A 17,133-nucleotide genomic window follows, 5' to 3' on the forward strand; every position below is an offset into this window, starting at 1 on the left:
TTCAGGTCGTGGAAGTGCCATTTCTCATTAATCAGTCCTTCATCTACTGCGCTGTTGATCAGCTTCTGCCACTGGCTGTCCAGCGTGTTTTTATGCATTTATGACTTGAATTCAGGTTACTAAGGCCTGTCGCGATTTTGCCGGTAATGATAGATACCTTCAATTCTTACCGTATTACCAATGGTGTAGTGAATGATGTACCTGGAAGAGACTGCGGTTAATTTATAGATATTGTTTTTAATCCGCCGGCCCATTTTCGGAAACCGTTCCAGACTGGCAATTGTATCCACAATCTCAACCACAACATCCTCTGACGCGATTCCCTCAACATGATTGTCTATAAACTCGCAGTGCGCTTCCAGCTGTTCAAGCGCGGCTGAACTCCATTCAATCAAGACAGCCTACCCCTTTCCTTCAGCCTCCTGACCACTTCATCATGGGGAATGGTCTCCATCTCACCGGCCTCAACCGCTGCGATAGTTGCTTCGGTTTTCTTCAGCTGCCAGTCACGGGCATCAAGCATCTCCTGAACTGCCCGCCGGATCAGCCAGGACACATCCCTATCCTCTTGCCGGGCCAGCTGGCTTAACTGCTCCAGCTGTTTTTCCTCAAACCTTACCGGTTTCGCTATCATTGCCATGGTTGTCACTCCTTATAATTGTATAACGCCGTATTACACCGTAATACAATTATAGAGCGATCAAGAGATAACGCAAATCAGATACCGCTTATACCAACAAGCCAGAATGAAAAGTCTTGTTTTTTGCTGAGGATTGGTGCCCGCGTGAAGAGGTGCCCGCGTGAAGACTCGAACTTCCATGTCCTTTCATAAACCAGTATCTGAATGCTGACATTAAAAGGTGATATGTCGATAGCATCAACATACACGGATTTTATGCCGATATAATTCGGTTTTGTAAACATGGCATGGAATCCAGAACAACCCTATAACCAGCTGCCCTTCTTTTTCGGAATACCCTGGAAAGTCTCAAAATGAGACCTATAGTACCCATAATGAGACTGACCGAAGAATAACCGCCTGTGCCTGATATCGCCTCCGCATTGTTTACCAAAACCCAGCAGCGGCTGCTGACACTGTTTTACGGCAAGCCCGACTGCTCATTCTACCTGAACGAAGTCGCTCGTACGGCCGGTGTCGGCAAAGGGGCTGTGGTACGTGAAATAAAGAAAATGACCGAAGCCGGTCTGCTAAACAGTTATCAACAAGGAAACCAAAAACACTATCAGGCGAATCCTGACAACCCTGTTTTCGAAGAGTTGAAAGCCATTACCCGAAAAACCTTTGGTCTTCAGGGTGTCGTCAAAACCGCTTTGGAACCTTTGCCCGGGCAGTGTGAACTGGCCTTTATCTATGGCTCTGTGGCAAAGGGTGAAGAACATTCAGGCAGTGATATTGATGTCATGCTGGTAGGGCACAACCTGAGTTATGGTGACATAATGGAAAGGCTCGAATCCGCAGAACAGCAACTGGGCCGAATCATTAACCCTACCCTGCTCACCCCCGATGAGTTTCAACAGCGAAAAAACGACAAACAGAGTTTTATCACCCGGGTGATGGAGCAGCCCAAACTCTGGTTGGCCACGGATCCAACGACAGGTGACAAACAATGAAAGAACTGGATAACCTGGTAAAAATAAACAAGCTCAAGCCAGAACCACCAGACGCACAAGAATTTGCAGGCATGGTTCGTGCCGCTGAAATCAAACTGAAGGATGCTGCCATCAGTGGCCTTTCTGCAGACAGCCAATTCTCGCTGGCTTACAGTGCTGCTCATGCCCTGGGCCGCATTGCGCTGGCATGGTTACCGCTCAGAAAGTCGTTACCTGGTATTTCAGTGTCTACAGCACACATTAGGATTAAGCCGGTCTAAATGCGGGTGCTTGACCAGTGCCATAATCAACGAAATCTGGCAGAGTATGAAGGGCATCTGGACATCAATCCTCAGTTTGGTGACGCTTTTAACCCTTCTTTAAACCCTTCTTTAAACCAAGAGACCGGCAAATTCCGGGCAATCTGACCAAGGCCATCAACACAGGAATAATCCTGATCAATCTCCCTGATCACCGTATACCTGACTGTCCCGCCACCGGAGTTGGCATTGACGCCAATCCGGGCACAATGGAACTGCACCAGCCGGTCAATACGGGGAATATCCCCCACCCCATGAAATACGACATAGGGCGAGTAGTAAGCCTGATGCTTATTCAACCTCAGCTTTTCCGGCCCGCCGGTAATGGTGATTTTGCGATACAGCTCTTTTCCGGCACGACTGATCTGGTTGGGTGCAATAATGTCATCCCGCAACTCTCTGCCATGGCGCATGGTACCCACATAATGCCGGAAGCTGGCCACAATGGAGTGCTCCGGCGTTACCCCAAACGCCAGGGCACTGCCATGATAGATGCCATGGGTCTGATCGAACAGCAGCAACTCATCCAGCATGGACAACGCCTTATCGGGGCTGCCCGTATGCCGAAAACAGACATTGGACAGCAGACCGTCCAGATGGATGGCACTGCTTCGCAGGCTGATATTTGAACCAAGCTCAAACACCAGCTCAAAGGGTTTCATTAAAGCCATGCCAATATCTCCGGCGTCACTGACCGCTGGATAACGGCACCTTCGGCACTGAACAGATGGCACCCTGATAGCTGGCCACAAACCGTTCAGGGATGATGCCCATAAGCCGATGCTGCCGGTCCGGCCCGATTCTGGGGTCGGCCACCCAGGCGGTAATCTCATCGTTATTGGCGCGAATGCCCCGGCCAACCAGCCCCTGCTGGAACTTTCGCAACGCCCGGTCACGGACACGGCTGTAGAGCGACCTGAGGGCATCCTCTTTACTGCGGCCATTTTCCAGATAACGGGCGGCAAAGGTATTTTCCGTCACCGCATTGGGTGGCTGGAGGGGAATCCGGGTAACCATAATATTTTTCAGCAACTGCTGACCGTTCTTCTGCCGGATACTGACACCCTCCCAGGCTGAAGGGGTGACAATCGCCTTGATAACCCCTCGCTGCAGCTGTTCGATCAGGTTATCCAGCCTGGTACCACGGCCATGAAAACCGATATCCTGCCGTTCAGGCAGTCGGTGTTGCAGCTCCTCCACTTCATTAAATGAGGGGCAAAGGCAGAGGGTCTCGCCGGAATCAACCGCTGTGGTCAACATGCGGGTGGTATAGTCCAGCCAGGCTTCATTGTATTGTGCGCCCTCAACCTCCACGCTCGCCTCAACCATCCCTGCGGCACGTTTATTGGCTCGCTCACCGGCAAAAGGCCTGGCAACCTCACCGGCCAGAACAAAGCGGATCTCGCCATAGTGTTTCGGTGCATAGTGCCCCCAGATTTTCACATCCGACTCTTTCAGGCCCAGGGCAGAACGCATGGGCGTATAACGGGCAAGCCCACTCTTGCCGGAAAGCCCCAGGGTGCCAGAGGTAAGCATCACCGACAACGGCGGCTGGTTATGGTCGCCGGTTAAAGAAAAGCCCCGAACAAACCTGCTGAAGGCCAGCCCGGCAAAGGGTTCATCAATGGCAATGGAGCCCTGACGATTCACCGGCGACCAGGCAATACAGTTGGCCTGCTTTTTATCGTTCAACACATTGTTCAGAGACTGGTAAAAACCTTTCACCGCATTGATCTTGTCGGCAGACGCTTCACTGCCGGTGGGTATGTTTGCTCCCGTCTTGCCAATCAGGGGCTTCAGATTATTCATCACATCTTTGATGGCGCTGATATAACGGAGGCTGGCATGGGCCGGCAGCTCTTTTGAGAGAATGCAGCGGGTATCGGCAAACAGGTTACCGGTCTCATCCAGCACCCGCTGCAAACCGAGCAGGGACTGACAGGCCTTTTTGGTGTCGATACCTTTCCACCCTGCCTGTTCATACATCTCCTGCAGAATAGACGAAATCCGTCGTGGAGAACTGCGCAGCTGTACAATGCTTTCTGCGGCTTCCGGCATTCGGTCGGCTTCATCGGCAATCAAGTAGGTGAATTTTACGCTGCCCGCTGCCCGTAAAAGCCCCGCCCGCTTGTGCTTTTGCCTTTTCGGGAAGCGGGAGGCGGGAGGCGGGTAGCGCATGCTTAAAAACATTAACCCCTCGTGAGTAAAGCATCGAGCATGTATGACTGGTCAAAACGATATCGGCATGGCTGGCCGCTTCACAGTCGGCACGATACCAGTGGGCATCATCGGTTGAGCAATGTTCAGTGAGGGCAATGGCAGACTCGGTATCGCCCAGGTTGAAACCCGCCGTATTTTCCGACCAGTACTTCACATACACATGGGGGCCATACTGGTTCTGGACTTGCCTATGCAGCGCCAGCAGTTGCTTTTTCGTGGCGGCATTGTCTGTGGTTTCTGCCAGGGCCAACAGCCGACTGGCAGAAATATACTGAGCCCGTCCCAGCCGGTTAGCAATGGCCACGGGGCGAAGCTGAAGATGATCAAGCATGGCCCGAACCTTTTCCTTATCATCATTCAGCTGATGAATCAGATGCACCGTATAGGTAGAGATCAGCGCCCGCTGGCCAGTCTGTGACAGGTGAACCGCCAGAGGTAACAATTAGTAGGCCAGGCTCTTGCCAATACCGGTTTCACCTTCCAGCATGGCCACTGCCGGTTGTTCCAGCTGAAGCCACCGGCAAACATCCAGCGCATACTGGTGCTGCTGCTCCCGGTACTCCATAGCGTACAACTCTGACAGCAAACCGCCTTGCTCAAAAATTCCATCAACAAAATCATATAACGTGGATTTCTTCATATTTGAGCGCCGCCCGCCTCCCGCTGCCCGCTACCCGAAAAAGCAAGTACCACGGGAGTAAAGCTTTTACGGGCGGCGGGAAGCGGGGAGCGGGCAGCGATCCTCTAAAGCAAAAGCCCAAAACCAAACGCCTTCTTCCGCCCGATACCCCGCTGATAAGCCACTTCAGCCAACGCCGGATCAACTATTCGGGCAATAAACAAAATATCCGCAGCATTAATAAAGTGATTCCGCTTCAGCGACACACGACTCTGGCTGACAATAGCCGCATTCTGCAGCGCCATCCCGCTCCCGGACAGCAGCTGCCTGAACCAGGGCTGCACCTCCTCAGGGCCGAGGGACCTCTCCACTTTTTTAACTCCCCTTGCTTTCAGGGGATGGTCCACCCAGACCCGGGCCGACAGATTCAGACGGCAGTTAAACTTACACAGCTGCCCCTGTTTCAGGCTGAGCGTCTGCTCATTAATCCGGGTCACCTTGCCCAATGGTGGTTGTGAAGAACGAACCAGCAGCATACTGCCACCGCTGCCATCCGCCATGGATCGCCACAGCGGCCTTGATGCCTCGGTATTCAGGCCCTGCCCACCGCCACACACCACATCCATCACTTTCTTATGCAGCTTATAGACCTCATAAGGAGGCAGCTTGCTGCGAACCATATATTCATACAACATATTTTTCACGGCAAAGAGCACTAAGAAGAGCTTTTCTTTTCCTTTGTGTGCTTTGTGGTTCAAATCGCAGGGTGCCTTAAAGCCTGCGTATGGCAAAGCTTTCACTCTTAAGTCAGTGCCATTGGGCTTTAACCATTGGTCAAAGAAAATAGCCGTTAATAGGTTAAATGTAACCACTCTGGATTCGCAGGTTTAATAATTGAGTAACAGATGCGGATTTTTATCGCCTGAAAGCTTGCTGATCCGGTGTGAGTGATCACTTTTGGTGAATGATCAGCGCAAAGTACTGAGTGAGACTGAATGCCAGGGATTGGGCAATGAAGTACAAGGTTGGTCATTGTTTTTCAGCACATCATGCTGCCTGCCCTCATACAGCCTGTGAGGGCAATTACTATTTTTGGTCTGGTTATCTTCCCCGCCGCAGGTTTAGCCCTTCGAAAGCCATGGGTGTTTCTCTGGTTGAGTTGCTGGTTTCCCTCTCTGTTGCGGCTATTTTGGTCGCAGCGTCTGCTCCCGGTATGAAAACCCTTATCGTCAACAACCGGATCGATAATGTGGCAGATGAACTGTACGGCAGTTTGATGCTGGCCCGGTCTGAGGCGGTCAAGCGACAACGGACCGTTTCATTGTGCAGTACCCTGGATGACCTGACCTGTGATGAAAGTAACGCTGGCTGGCATCATGGCTGGCTTATATTTACGGATGCAAGTGCTGATGGCCTATTGAACGACAATGACCGGCTGCTTCGCCGTGTTACAGGGCAGTCAGAGCTTATCTCAATCCAGTGGAATCGTGGTTACAGCCTTCGCTTCAATAGCCGTGGGCAGACCAATCAAGCCGGTACTTTTCAGGTTTGTGACCAGGACAGTAACAGCGATGCCAAGGCGATTATCATCAGCATGTCAGGACGTCTGCGAACGGAGGAACGGGCAGCATGCAGTTGAAGGATGTTCATGGTGGTGACAAAAGCCCCCAGAAAAAAAGTCGGGGCGTAGGGTTGGTTGAAGTTTTGATCAGCCTTCTGGTGATCACCATTGGCATTCTTGGCATGGCAGGGGTGCATAGCAGCAGCCTGCAGTATAACCAGTCAGCTTACGTGCAGTCACAGGCTACCTTTTTAGCTTTGGATATGCTGGACCGTATTCAGGCTAATAGCAGTCTGGCCAGAAGCGGTACCCGTTATCAGGTGGGTTTGAATGAGCTTGAATACAGCCAATGCATTAACAGCAGCTACCCCAATAATTGTGAAGCTGGAAGCTGCAGCCCTCAGGAGATGGCGGCCTACGATATTTTGCAATGGAAGTTTCAGCTGACCTGCCAGATTCCGGGAAGCAAGGGTTCAATTACCTATCAGGACAGCGATGGTGTTCGAACTTATGTCATTCGCCTCAGCTTTGCGGATATGGGCAACAGGGTTCCCGTGAGTGATGTGGTATTGCGAGGGATACTATGAAACGGATTGAGAAAGGATTCTCTCTGGTTGAAATGATGATTGCCCTGGCCCTTGGGTTGGTCCTTTTTACCGGGGTTGGCCACCTGGTGTTGGCATCCAGCCGGTCGTGGGCATTGCAGGATGAACTGGCGCGAGTTCAGGAAAATGCCCGGCTGGCCCTGGATATTCTGGGGCAAAGTATCAGTACTGCGGCGTATACCGGCTGTCCTGCCCAGGCAAAGCTGGCCAATTTACTCTATTCCGAAAACGAAAATCGCCAGTGGATGATGCATTTTGATAAAGGGGTTCTGGGCATTCCAACCGGTAGCAGTGTCAGGCAACAGTTGGACAGCAATGCTATCTCTGAAGCCATTATTATCCACAGTGTGGATAGCAACCAGTCCACTACGGTCAGTAGCCACAATACTGGCATTGCGGCGGCCTCACTTGCACAAAGCCAAAGCCATGATGAAGGTGATCTTCTGGCGCTGATTTCATCCGATTGTCAACAGGTTTCCATTTTCCGGGCAGGGGCGGCAACAACCAACAGTGTGGTTACCCATCCGGCAGCAGGTAGTGGCAGCCTTTACAACTGTACCAGCCAGTTACAGGGTAACTTCAGTTGTCATGACAGTACGGTCGGTTCCGGCAATATAAACCACCAGGGATCACGACTGGTACCCTTGCAGTCTTATGCCTTCTATCTCAGGGAAAGTAATAACGTACCGACACTGTACCGGAAACTGGCGGGTGAATACGCCAGTGGCAACAGCATCAATACCGAAGCGCTGGTTGAAGGCATTGAAGGGTTGAGCATTCGCTACGGGCTGGACAGTGATAATGACGGTGTTGCCAATCGGTATATAACCGTCGGCGAAATAACACCCTACAGCGATGAGTGGCAGCGAGTTATTACGGTCAAGCTTGAACTGCTGGTACGCAGTTTCACTGAAGTGGCTCCAAAAGCTCAGGCTTATTTCTTTGCAGGCCAGCGAGTGCTGCCTGATGACCTCTATGTTCGCCGGAGCTTTATGAGAACCATTAAGCTAAGGAACCGGGGGCTGTGATGGGGATTTTTTTGAATACCGCAAGAATCAGACAAGGTAGTGAGTCTTTCTGGAAAAGCCGTTTATTGAATCCTGAACCAGGTGAAAGAGGCAGTATATTACTGGTCAGCCTGGTGATGTTGCTGGTTATTACGGTTGCTGGTTTGACCGCCGTAAAAATGGCCACGCTTGAAGAGAAGATGAGTGGTAATTTTCAGAATCAGCAGATGGCATTTTATGCGGCAGAGGCGGCGTTAAAGGAAGCGGAAAATTTTATTGTCGACAATGAACCGGCCTTATCCGGCTTTGGCGTGAATTGTGACAATGGGTACTGTTTTGCCGGCAGCGATATTGACGATATTGGCAGCTGTGACCCGGGTGTTTCCGAGCCATGGTTAACAGGCACCGTGTGGAGTGACAGTGGTCGACACAGGGTAACCGAGGTTGCCATCAGCGGTATAGCGGCCCGGGCCAAATACATTATTGAATTTCGCTGTTATATCGCCAGGGAAGCTTCCGGGCCTTTACCAGACCCGGCCAACTCCGGTGACTGGGCCCGGTTCTATCGGATTACCGCTCTGGCAACTGGCGGTTCGGTAGATTCGCGGGTAATGCTTCAATCGTCGTATAAAAAAAGCAGCTGATTTTGAGTTGGTGGTGAAATGTTAATAGGGAAGTGGAGGTGATCATGGATCGATATACCTCAAATAGTTTTACTCTCCGGCAGGTCATGTTGTTCGCACTGCTGTTTTTTTCTTTGAGGGTCAATGCTGAAGCGGTTTCCAGTGATTATGCAGCCACGCCTCCAATGATCAGTAACACCTCGGAACCACTGGTTATGCTGGTGATGTCCGTTGACCATGAACTGTTTAAAAAAGCGTACAGCGATTATACCGACCTGGATGCGGATGGACGACTGGATACCAGCTATGTGGACAGTTTTGATTACCTCGGGTATTTCGACAGTAACTGGTGCTATCAATACGCTTCCGGGCGCTATTCACCCGTAGCGCAAGGCACGGGTGATAACGGGCATTTTTGCACCACCTCTCAGGCTCCCTGGAGTGGTAACTTTCTGAACTGGGCCACCATGGCACGGATGGATATCCTCAGAACGGTGCTTTTTGGTGGCAAGCGATCAACGGATACCGACAATCAAACCATATTGGAACGGGCTTATATCCCCAGGGATGTACACGCATTTGTCAAGGTGTACAGAAGCAGTGTTTCTGGTATTCCAACAGAAAATTTTACGCCCTATAGCAACAGTGAGATCAGTCTTTGCAATGTTGCCGGTTCTGAAAATGGCACCCCTGAAGTCAGGGTTGCCAGGGAAGCCTGGCCGCGGTGGGCTTCAACTGAAGAAAGACAGTGTCAGTGGGGTAGAGTTAACAGTCCTGCTACCTCGCACAGATTAACAACGAATGACGTTTATGTTGAGGCTTGTGTCACAGATAAAGACGCTGTTAATACGGATCGCTGTAAGCTGTACAGCACAGGCAAGAGTAAACCCGTCGGCTTGCTTCAGCAGTATGGTGAGTCAGGGGATATCCGCTTTGGTTTGATCAGCGGCTCTTATGATAAAAATATTTCCGGTGGCGTTCTGCGGAAAAATATCAGCAAAATTGCTGGCAACACTCAGAGTGCTGATGATGAGATAGACTTGGCTACCGGCCGCTTCAACCCTGTTAAAGGCATTATTCATAACATCAATCAGTTCAGGCTGGCGAAGTACAGTTTCTCTCAAAACAGATATACGGACTGCAATACCTGGGGCATTTCTGTTTCAGACTTTAAAGGCAGCAGAAGCACGTATTCCTCAAAGCACTGCAGCATGTGGGGCAATCCGCTGGCTGAACTTTATTTAGAGGCACTGCGCTATTTTGCCGGAAATTCATCGGCTACCAGTAGTTTTGATACCACGAATGACCGTGCTTTTGTCAGTGACTTATCCAGGGAAAACTGGGCCAACCCCATGTCATCGCAGAGTGCCTGTGCCAACTGCTCCATTATTGTGTTATCCACAGGCCTGAACTCTTTCGATACTGATCAGCTATCCAGTAGTTCTGACCTGCCCGGAATGTCTGGAACCAGCTCCGTTAATAGCAAAACGGATGAAGTGGGCAACCATGAGTATGGCGGGAATTTTGCCGGTTACTATCTGGTTGGCGGCACCGGAAGTAAAAGACAATGCACTTCTAAATACCTGCCAGGACTTTCCAACGCTGTTGGCCTGTGTCCGGAAATTCCCCAGCTGGAAGGTGGGTATCAGGCAGCAGGACTGGCTTATTATGGCAATACCAACGACCTGCGCACTGATTTTGACGGTTCCCAGACAGTGAAAACCTATGCCATAGAGCTGGCCGAAACCATGCCAAGCTTTACGCTGAATGTGGATGGCAAGACATTCACCTTTCAACCGGTTTGCCAGACCAGTTCAAATTTTGGCAGTGGCGGCGGTAATTTTTCCGGTAATGGCAGTGACTGTACGTTAACCGACGTGGTGGTTGAGGAGCTGATACTCGATGGTGCCGGGCAAGTGACCCAGGGAGCTCTGCTGCTTACCTGGGAGGATTCGCTCTGGGGGAATGACTATGACTATGATGCCTCTTCCAGAATCAAGTTCTGTGTTGGGGATCAATGCAATCAGACAGCAGACAGCACTCTGAAGACAACCGGTTTTAACGCCAATCAAGTCCGGGTTGCCGTGCAGGTCGATGGCGTGTTTGCTGGGCTGAATATGCGTTTCTCTTACACAGTAACCGGGAGTCAGGGGCGTGATGGCCTGCAAACTGATTACGCCTACAAGGGAACAACCAATTTTAAACGTGAAGATTTCACTGCTTCTGGCACAGCTGCCGGGGTCTTGCCAAAGCCACTGTTTTTAGCAGCGAAATACGGTGGTTTCATCGATCTTGATGGGGATGGCAGCCCCAATCATGATGCTGATGGGGATGGCAGTCCGGATAACGGCGATCACCGCGAGTGGGACAACAGAAATAATGTAACCGGAGCCCTTGGCCCGGATGGCTTGCCTGATAACTATTTTTTCGCCAGAAATCCAGCCCTGCTGGCCACTCAGTTAGGACAGGTACTTGAAGATATTTCCAGTCGGGTCTCGTCGGCAACGAATGCGGCGCTGTTTGCCAATAGCTCCACAGGTACCGGTGCGATCTATCAGGCACTGTTTCAGCCAAGCCTTGATATCAATGGCAAGTCGGTGACCTGGGGCGGTTTTCTTTATTCCCTGTTTATCGATAGCAAAGGCCATATCCGGGAAGACGGCAACGGGAATGCCCAACTGGACGACTATAGCTCGGATAAAATCGTGGAACTGTTTTTTGATCCCAATGCAGGCCAGACAATGGTCCAGCGCTATACCTCTGACGACTTTGGTGTCACCAAAGTAGCCGATGGCCCGCTGAAATCACTGGCTTCGTTGGATACCATCTGGGACGCCCGGGAACAACTGGCCTTATTGAGTGACCTGACCAACCAGAGAACCTATGCCGCGCTCGCCTCCGGTGGCCGACATATGCTGACCTGGCTGGATATCAATAATAATCAGCAGTTGGATGATGGTGAGCAGCTGCCTTTTATACCCGCAACCTTTACCGGCAAGGAGGGATTCCTGGGCATCGCTGCCAGTAAAGTGGCTACTGTCGTTAACTATGTCCGGGGACAAGAGCAGGCCGGGACCCGTTCCCGCACCATCGACTTTGATGAAGATGGCATTGATGAAGTCTGGCGCCTTGGGGATATCGTCCACTCAACCCCCCGGCTGGTGGCCGCACCCGATAGCCGTTATGACGCCCATTACAATGACAGCAGCTATCGAACTTTTCGCAGCCAATATCTTAACCGGCGACATGTGCTCTACGTCGGGGCCAACGACGGTCTGATCCATGCCTTTAATGGCGGGTTCTGGGAAGAGAGTTCCTACCGCTATGAGCTGACAACCGGTAATGGTGAGGTGCAGCATCCGCTGGGTGCTGAACTCTGGAGTTATGCGCCCATGAACCTGTTACCCCACCTTCGCTGGCTCACGGAGACCGATTACCCCCATGTCTATTACATGGATTCGGAACCACTGGTCTTTGATGCCAATATCTTCCCGGATGACAGTACTCACCCCGGTGGCTGGGGAACGGTGCTGGTGGTGGGTATGAGGCTGGGTGGGGGAGATATTGATGTCACCATCGATAGCGAAAGCCGCACCATGCGCTCTGCCTGGGTGGTGCTGGATATTACTGATCCCGAGCAGCCACCACAGTTGCTGGCGGAAATTACCCATGCTGACCTGGGTTTTACAACCTCACGACCGACGCTGGTTAAAAGACGGGCAGCCGGTACGGATGTTAACGGTGAGACCGATTGGAGCGACCCGGTACAAAACGAATGGTACCTGGTGTTTGGCTCCGGGCCAGCAGGCAGCAGCGGGACTGCCCTGAGATCAGCCCTGGAGCAGGGAACGTCGGACCAGAATCTGCGGGTCTTTGTCTATGATTTGGCGAATAAGGATTTTGTTGCCGGTTTTGATCCCCTGGTGAGCGCCTATGCCAGCGCTTATGCAGGGGATATGGTGGCTGAAGACTGGGACCGGGATTACCAGGATGATGCCGTTTACTTCGGCACGGTTGAGACCGGCGGTGTCAGTTTGACGGGTAAGCTGATGAGGCTCAGGCTGACAACGGCGCTGGAGAACTCCAGCCTGAGTGTGTTTATGGATGCCGGACAGCCGATAATGGCTCCCCCCATGACGGTGACTGATGACAACAGCTTCTGGGTTTACTCCGGAACAGGCCGGCTGCTGAGCAATGGTGACAATCGCAGTACCGCAGCCAACTATTTCTATGGTGTTCAGGAACCGTTGAACAGTTCAAGGCAGTTTACCTATGCATCCGTCAGCCACAGTGACCTGGTGAATGTGGGGGATGTGGCGGTATTCACCAATGGTGATGTCCGACAGACGTCAGGCTCCTCCTACACGCCATTTACGGCAGGCTCCCAAACCATCAGCAGTTTTGGCACCTTACAGGCGGTGGTCGCTGAGCAGGGGGGATGGAAGTTACCGCTCAGTTTTGATGGCTCTGACCCATCCGGGCGAAGTGTCAACAAGGCCGCCAGGCTTTTCTCCCAAATCCTGTTTACTGAGTACCGTCCACCTGCGGACAGTTGTTCCATTGATGGTACAAGCTCACTTTATGCCGTTCATTATTTGACCGGCACCGCATCACCTGATGCCCTTCTGGGTCGTGCACCGGTGGAAAGTCTGGAGCTTGAGCGTTCACTGAATAAGCAAAGTATGGGGATTGGTTATGCCTCTTCACCGGTGGTCCATCAAGGGGAACAAGGAAAACTGACGGCGGTGACCCAGGGCGCTGGTGGCAGTATTACTGCAACAAACCTTGATTACAGTTTCAGCTCGGAAGGACGGCAGAGCTGGTGGCAGATTTTCAGCATTCCATGGATTGATTGATATGAATACAGACAAGCCCGTGATAAATAGTCATGAAAAAGGGTTTTCATTACCCGAGCTGATCATCGTTGTCGCCATAATTGGTCTTCTGGCCGGTATCGTCTATCCCACCTATAGCCAATATATGTATGAGGTTCGACGCAGCGATGCCTGGGCCGCCCTGACTGCGGCTGTGGCTGCCCAGGAGCGCTGGTACTCCGTTAACCATAGCTATACAGATTCTATGGATTCGATCGGTGGCAGTCGCTCTCCTGAGGGTTATTACACCCTGAGCGTTGAGGCCGACACCGTTTCATTTATCCTGACAGCCACTGCGCTGGGCAGCGGTGTTCAGGCATCGGATTCAGGTTGTACACAGTTTACTGTGGATCATTTGGGCGTACTGACCCCGGAAGCGTGCTGGAAATAAAACACGAATTCTGACAACTTCCCGTTTTTATCCTTATTTTGCACCGTCTATCGACTTCTGACCGTCTGTTTAACTCACCCACCTAGATTTAAAGAAAGGTGTTATCGACAGGGAAGTATGTGGGTTTGTTATTGTTCCAATCAACGTACAAAGACAACGGTGGCTTCACGCTGGTAGAGATGATGATCACCGTTGTCCTGATCGCCATTATGGTCAATCTGGTGGTCCCCTTTGGGCAGATTGCTGAAAAGTTCAAGCTTGAGTACGCAAATCAGCGACTCTACGCCAGTGCCGTTCTGGCCAGAAGTGAAGCGATCAAGCGTGCTGCAACCGTCACCGTCTGTCGCTCCACAACTGGCGGTGGGTGTCAGCCCGGGATGAACTGGGCAGATGGCTGGATTGTTTTTGTTAACCACAATGGCAACGACTATGTCGACCGGGGTGAAGAGATTATTCGGGTGTATAACCCGATCAGTAGTCCGGTTGAAATTCTTTGGCACAGCAATGCTCAGGTGCTCAGTTTCAGACCCAGGGGCAGCACATTCCATCAGGGTTCCTTCACTGTGTGTTCGGTGCCAAAAAGACCAACGTTGCAGCAAGTGGTGAATATTTCAGGAACAGGGTTGATTCGCAAGCGGGAGGGTGTGCAGTGTTTATGACCAATTCTGTCAGACCCATAACTACTCAACCGGGTTTACTTTCGCTGGCTGCTGCTCATAAGGCAGGATGGCATTTTGGGCCTTTGCGGCAAAAAGGTATGGGTCTTGTTGAAGTCATGATTGGCGTGCTGATTTTTGCCGGGGGGGTAATGGCGGTTACCGGTATGCAAAGTCAGGCCATTCGAGCAAATCATGACGCGATTCAGCGTTCTCAGGCCGTATGGATGGCCAATGCCACTGCTGAGTTAATGAGGTTAAACTCAAACGGGCTGCCAACTTATGTTAGAGAGTCATCAGCCACCGCTAATTTGGGTTCCTTCTGCCAGGGTTTTCCTCCCAATTGTACTGGTGCGACATGTACTGCTGATCTAATGGCGTCGTTTGATTTGTATGGTTTGATGTGTAGCAGTGCAAATACCATGATCGAACCGAAAATGGACATTCAGTGTGATGGTTCCTGCGGGCCGACGGATAAAGTCACAATCCTGGTTTCCTGGGGCGCAAGGGGATCGGAAAAAGGTGTTCTGGCGGATCGTCAGCAGGTTGAACTAAGGTACAACAGGAATTGAATAATGCCAGTGAGGATAAGGAATCATCAACAGGGGTTCAGCATTGTAGAAATGATGTTGGCCTTTGTTTTGGGGCTGATTATCGCAGGCAGTGCTTTACAGTTAATGGTGAATAATAGTCGCTCCGCCGGGGTGAATGAGTTTATTGCCACAGCTCAGGAAAATGGACGTCATAGTCTGTATATCATGAGTACCGAGTTTCGCAGAGCCGGCTTCAGATCCAAGATCGGAGAAGATCCAACTCAACCTTTCTACCTGGGCAGATGTGAAGGGGGGTCGGTTTGCACCATTGACGGTGGTGGTACCAACAGCGATCGGGTTGCCATTCAATATGAGCCGGTGCCGAATCGTGACAATGGTCAGCTTCAGGACTGTACGGGAGCAACCGTTGTCCCGGGTGCCTTGACAGCCGATGTTTATTTTGTCGCCCGGGACCATGCCAACAATAACATCAATACTTTGTTTTGCCGTGGTTATGATCCATTAACGGGAAATCCGCGGGGGCATGCCCGGGCACTGGTTCAGGGTGTCGAGCGGTTGCAGGCACTTTATGGGATTGCCCCGGCGGGGGACACATACATTAACCAGTATGTCACCGCCTCAGGGGTGGCAGACTGGAAACAGGTTATGGGTATACGGTTTGGTGTGTTGGTCAGTGCTGGAGAGCAATCACGTCTTTTTGATAAAAGGTCCAGAACCTACAACCTGCTCAATAGTGGGAACTTGACGCTGGATGATCAGACGCCAAGGTACATTTACAGCACAGCCATCCGTCTGAACAATACAGGAATGTAATTTTCTCAAAAAAAAAAGCAGACGGGCCCTTTTTATTGTTTAAGAAGCATTGGCTCCATACCCGTTATCCGACAGTTCCGGAGAAAACCGATGAATAAGGTTAATAAAGGTTTCAGCTTGATTGAACTGATGATTGTGGTGTCCATTATTGGTATTTTGGCATCCATCATGATGCCCAGTTATCATCAATATGCCACCGAATCAAGAAGAGGTGAAGGTGCTGCCATGCTGATGAACGTCATGCAACAGCAGGAACGGTACTACACCGAGATGTTGAGATACACGGCTAATCTGGCTGATTTGGGATTTGACACCACAAGCCCTGTAGAGTCTGAAAGTGGCAATTACCGGATACAGGCAGGTCCATGTGGCTCAGACCCCCTGGAGCGCTGCGTGCAGTTAACCGCCGTATCTCAGGGTTTGCAGGCCGCAGATGGTAATATGACTTTGGACAGTCGTGGAGTACGGACACCGAAGAGCCACTGGCGGTGATGTGATATTTCAGAGGTAGTGCTTTTGTTGATGTTGATTCAGTCCGTATATTCCCCGCCGTGAATCAGATACGTTCATCCCCGGTTGAGTGAGTTCGTCTTGAGATGGGCGTGGTAATTCTGGAATGTCACTGATGAAAAAGCCTGATGATTATTATGTAGCAGAACGATCAGTCGATAGCACCATCTGAAGACTAGATAATACGGGTTGTCATTATGGAAAGCTGCTCACGCAAGCAGACGGGTTCTTTTTTATTAACCGTTATGATTGTCATGATGGTTATGACGTTTGCCGGCCTTATGGTGATGGAAACAGCGCTGTTGGAAGAGGTAACTGTCGGTAATGAACAGCGAACCGTTGAGGTATATCAGGTTGCCTTGAGTGAGTTGGAAAGCCAATTATCCTACCTGGAAGACAATCCTGTCCACTTCCGTAATGCCCTCTCCGGGAATCATGAACCTCTGTCAGCCATTGTGCATCCGGGCGGGTGTAACCATGCCGGTGGAATATGTCAGCGTGTTGAACTCAGGTATATTTCTAATACCCTTCCTCCCCCCGGATTTGACATTGCCAAATACATCGGCCGTGTTTATGAGTTAGACAGCATAGCAACACTGAATGGCAGCGGCGCCAGCTCAAGCCAGACGCTAGGGATTATCTTTGTTGATCAATTACCGGGGAGCTAGCCCGGATATTTCATAAACGTGCTCCCGATCTCGCTTGCCCTTTGCCGCTCCAGGAGGCTGTCCGAGAATAGACTGCCCTGCTGCGGTTGCGATAAATTGGT

Annotated in this window: 20 protein-coding genes; 13 read left to right on the plus strand and 7 right to left on the minus strand. The window is 51.1% G+C overall.

Annotated elements, in window-relative coordinates; genetic code table 11:
- Positions 1-119 precede the first annotated feature (119 nt).
- Positions 120-395 carry a type II toxin-antitoxin system RelE/ParE family toxin gene (locus tag KDK14_RS19025; protein WP_163370563.1) on the minus strand — a complete coding sequence of 92 codons (276 nt, stop codon included), beginning with the start codon at positions 393-395 and terminating at the stop codon, positions 120-122.
- Positions 392-640, minus strand: coding sequence for a CopG family ribbon-helix-helix protein (locus KDK14_RS19030; RefSeq protein WP_257266787.1), 249 nt, complete (start codon positions 638-640; stop codon positions 392-394). The genes KDK14_RS19025 and KDK14_RS19030 overlap by 4 nt, the downstream gene beginning before the upstream one ends.
- A 401-nt stretch (positions 641-1,041) precedes the next feature.
- Between KDK14_RS19030 and KDK14_RS19035 the strand changes: the two genes are divergently transcribed.
- Positions 1,042-1,632 carry a nucleotidyltransferase domain-containing protein gene (locus KDK14_RS19035; RefSeq protein WP_257266788.1) on the plus strand — a complete coding sequence of 197 codons (591 nt, stop codon included), beginning with the start codon at positions 1,042-1,044 and terminating at the stop codon, positions 1,630-1,632.
- Positions 1,629-1,892, plus strand: a complete 264-nt coding sequence (locus KDK14_RS19040) for a hypothetical protein (protein WP_257266790.1) — start codon at positions 1,629-1,631, stop codon at positions 1,890-1,892. Before KDK14_RS19035 ends, KDK14_RS19040 begins: the two co-directional genes overlap by 4 nt.
- Positions 1,893-1,963: 71 nt before the next feature.
- Here KDK14_RS19040 and KDK14_RS19045 read toward each other — a convergent pair whose 3' ends face one another.
- The 5 genes from KDK14_RS19045 to KDK14_RS19065 all read right to left on the minus strand — a co-directional run bounded on the left by KDK14_RS19045 (position 1,964) and on the right by KDK14_RS19065 (position 5,642).
- On the minus strand, positions 1,964-2,602 hold the full coding sequence (locus KDK14_RS19045; RefSeq protein WP_257266791.1) for a hypothetical protein: 639 nt from the start codon (positions 2,600-2,602) through the stop codon (positions 1,964-1,966).
- Positions 2,603-2,618: 16 nt separating this feature from the next.
- The gene (locus KDK14_RS19050; RefSeq protein ID WP_257266792.1) at positions 2,619-4,109 is read right to left on the minus strand and encodes a helicase C-terminal domain-containing protein; all 1,491 of its coding nucleotides are present in this window, start codon (positions 4,107-4,109) and stop codon (positions 2,619-2,621) included.
- Positions 4,000-4,593 carry a hypothetical protein gene (locus KDK14_RS19055; RefSeq protein WP_257266793.1) on the minus strand — a complete coding sequence of 198 codons (594 nt, stop codon included), beginning with the start codon at positions 4,591-4,593 and terminating at the stop codon, positions 4,000-4,002. The genes KDK14_RS19050 and KDK14_RS19055 overlap by 110 nt, the downstream gene beginning before the upstream one ends.
- Entirely contained in the window at positions 4,594-4,791 is a 198-nt protein-coding gene (locus KDK14_RS19060; protein WP_257266794.1) for a hypothetical protein, read from the minus strand.
- Between the two features lie 104 nt (positions 4,792-4,895).
- Positions 4,896-5,642: a type I-E CRISPR-associated protein Cas6/Cse3/CasE gene (locus KDK14_RS19065; protein ID WP_257266795.1), complete on the minus strand. Its 747-nt coding sequence runs from the start codon at positions 5,640-5,642 to the stop codon at positions 4,896-4,898.
- 140 nt (positions 5,643-5,782) lie between these two features.
- Between KDK14_RS19065 and KDK14_RS19070 the strand changes: the two genes are divergently transcribed.
- The 11 genes from KDK14_RS19070 (at position 5,783) to KDK14_RS19125 (ending at position 17,032) form a co-directional block, all read left to right on the plus strand.
- The gene (locus tag KDK14_RS19070; RefSeq protein WP_257266796.1) at positions 5,783-6,409 is read left to right on the plus strand and encodes a GspH/FimT family pseudopilin; all 627 of its coding nucleotides are present in this window, start codon (positions 5,783-5,785) and stop codon (positions 6,407-6,409) included.
- Positions 6,400-6,918: a type IV pilus modification protein PilV gene (gene pilV, locus KDK14_RS19075; protein WP_257266797.1), complete on the plus strand. Its 519-nt coding sequence runs from the start codon at positions 6,400-6,402 to the stop codon at positions 6,916-6,918. The genes KDK14_RS19070 and pilV (KDK14_RS19075) overlap by 10 nt, the downstream gene beginning before the upstream one ends.
- Positions 6,915-7,964: a PilW family protein gene (locus KDK14_RS19080; protein WP_257266798.1), complete on the plus strand. Its 1,050-nt coding sequence runs from the start codon at positions 6,915-6,917 to the stop codon at positions 7,962-7,964. Before pilV (KDK14_RS19075) ends, KDK14_RS19080 begins: the two co-directional genes overlap by 4 nt.
- A gap of 65 nt (positions 7,965-8,029) precedes the next feature.
- A complete protein-coding gene (locus KDK14_RS19085; protein WP_257266799.1) occupies positions 8,030-8,587 on the plus strand; it encodes a pilus assembly protein in 558 nt (185 codons plus the stop codon).
- 44 nt (positions 8,588-8,631) lie between these two features.
- Positions 8,632-13,422: a pilus assembly protein gene (locus KDK14_RS19090; RefSeq protein ID WP_257266800.1), complete on the plus strand. Its 4,791-nt coding sequence runs from the start codon at positions 8,632-8,634 to the stop codon at positions 13,420-13,422.
- A 1-nt stretch (position 13,423) separates the two neighbouring features.
- Positions 13,424-13,831, plus strand: a complete 408-nt coding sequence (locus KDK14_RS19095) for a type IV pilin protein (RefSeq protein WP_257266801.1) — start codon at positions 13,424-13,426, stop codon at positions 13,829-13,831.
- Positions 13,832-13,950: 119 nt separating this feature from the next.
- The gene (locus KDK14_RS19100; RefSeq protein ID WP_257266802.1) at positions 13,951-14,490 is read left to right on the plus strand and encodes a GspH/FimT family pseudopilin; all 540 of its coding nucleotides are present in this window, start codon (positions 13,951-13,953) and stop codon (positions 14,488-14,490) included.
- Positions 14,487-15,059 carry a type IV pilus modification protein PilV gene (gene pilV / locus KDK14_RS19105; protein ID WP_257266803.1) on the plus strand — a complete coding sequence of 191 codons (573 nt, stop codon included), beginning with the start codon at positions 14,487-14,489 and terminating at the stop codon, positions 15,057-15,059. The genes KDK14_RS19100 and pilV (KDK14_RS19105) overlap by 4 nt, the downstream gene beginning before the upstream one ends.
- A 3-nt stretch (positions 15,060-15,062) precedes the next feature.
- Positions 15,063-15,854, plus strand: coding sequence for a PilW family protein (locus KDK14_RS19110; protein WP_257266804.1), 792 nt, complete (start codon positions 15,063-15,065; stop codon positions 15,852-15,854).
- Positions 15,855-15,944: 90 nt separating this feature from the next.
- A complete protein-coding gene (locus KDK14_RS19120) occupies positions 15,945-16,346 on the plus strand; it encodes a type IV pilin protein (protein WP_306671619.1) in 402 nt (133 codons plus the stop codon).
- Between the two features lie 215 nt (positions 16,347-16,561).
- Complete coding sequence (locus KDK14_RS19125) at positions 16,562-17,032, plus strand: hypothetical protein (RefSeq protein ID WP_257266806.1); 471 nt, start codon at positions 16,562-16,564, stop codon at positions 17,030-17,032.
- Positions 17,033-17,133: the final 101 nt, after the last annotated feature.

Origin of the sequence: Endozoicomonas sp. ONNA2 (genome assembly GCF_024606365.1) — a bacterium.
Classification (GTDB): Bacteria; Pseudomonadota; Gammaproteobacteria; order Pseudomonadales; family Endozoicomonadaceae; genus Endozoicomonas.

Bases quoted from the DNA above. Each gene is read 5' to 3' on its own strand.
- KDK14_RS19030 (WP_257266787.1), bottom strand. From the start codon at position 640: ATGGCAATGATAGCGAAACCGGTAAGGTTTGAGGAAAAACAGCTGGAG.
- KDK14_RS19050 (WP_257266792.1), bottom strand. From the start codon at position 4,109: ATGCGCTACCCGCCTCCCGCCTCCCGCTTCCCGAAAAGGCAAAAGCAC.
- KDK14_RS19110 (WP_257266804.1), top strand. From the start codon at position 15,063: ATGCCAGTGAGGATAAGGAATCATCAACAGGGGTTCAGCATTGTAGAA.
- KDK14_RS19045 (WP_257266791.1), bottom strand. From the start codon at position 2,602: ATGGCTTTAATGAAACCCTTTGAGCTGGTGTTTGAGCTTGGTTCAAAT.
- KDK14_RS19125 (WP_257266806.1), top strand. From the start codon at position 16,562: ATGGAAAGCTGCTCACGCAAGCAGACGGGTTCTTTTTTATTAACCGTT.
- KDK14_RS19080 (WP_257266798.1), top strand. From the start codon at position 6,915: ATGAAACGGATTGAGAAAGGATTCTCTCTGGTTGAAATGATGATTGCC.
- pilV (WP_257266797.1), top strand. From the start codon at position 6,400: ATGCAGTTGAAGGATGTTCATGGTGGTGACAAAAGCCCCCAGAAAAAA.
- KDK14_RS19070 (WP_257266796.1), top strand. From the start codon at position 5,783: ATGAAGTACAAGGTTGGTCATTGTTTTTCAGCACATCATGCTGCCTGC.
- pilV (WP_257266803.1), top strand. From the start codon at position 14,487: ATGACCAATTCTGTCAGACCCATAACTACTCAACCGGGTTTACTTTCG.
- KDK14_RS19090 (WP_257266800.1), top strand. From the start codon at position 8,632: ATGGATCGATATACCTCAAATAGTTTTACTCTCCGGCAGGTCATGTTG.
- KDK14_RS19095 (WP_257266801.1), top strand. From the start codon at position 13,424: ATGAATACAGACAAGCCCGTGATAAATAGTCATGAAAAAGGGTTTTCA.
- KDK14_RS19120 (WP_306671619.1), top strand. From the start codon at position 15,945: ATGAATAAGGTTAATAAAGGTTTCAGCTTGATTGAACTGATGATTGTG.
- KDK14_RS19060 (WP_257266794.1), bottom strand. From the start codon at position 4,791: ATGAAGAAATCCACGTTATATGATTTTGTTGATGGAATTTTTGAGCAA.
- KDK14_RS19040 (WP_257266790.1), top strand. From the start codon at position 1,629: ATGAAAGAACTGGATAACCTGGTAAAAATAAACAAGCTCAAGCCAGAA.